This is a genomic window from Pseudomonas sp. Colony2, assembly GCF_019382755.1.
Taxonomy (GTDB): Bacteria; Pseudomonadota; Gammaproteobacteria; order Pseudomonadales; family Pseudomonadaceae; genus Aquipseudomonas.
This window is the reverse complement of the sequence record NZ_CP080030.1, coordinates 2612444-2612719: the sequence shown is the minus strand read 5'-3', so window position 1 is coordinate 2612719 and position 276 is coordinate 2612444. Positions and strand designations below refer to the sequence as shown.

Here is a 276-nt window from a genome sequence, read left to right as displayed (position 1 = left end):
GTCCGGCACTGGGCCAGTTTTTCGCAGATGGACACGCGGTATGTGTGGGACGACAACGGCACGGTCACCGTACACAACGCCGATGGCAGCCAGGAAGTCTACGTCCACGACCAGCGCGCACGGCTGGTGCAGCGGATCGATCCGGACGGCGCGCAGCACTTCAAATCCTACGATGAAAAAGGCCGGCTGACGGTCGAGCAGGATCCGCTGGGGGCGGTGACGGCCTATCAGTACGACGAAGCCGGTCGGTTGATTGCGCTGTTTCCCGGGGACGAT

General features: G+C 63.0%; 1 protein-coding gene (running past both ends of the window). It reads left to right on the top strand.

Positions 1-276: part of an RHS repeat-associated core domain-containing protein coding region (locus tag JV201_RS10410; RefSeq protein ID WP_219407152.1), annotated on the top strand (this coding region is incomplete at its 3' end). The annotated region is longer than the window, extending 1941 nt past the left edge and 2010 nt past the right edge; the window shows 276 of its 4227 annotated nt.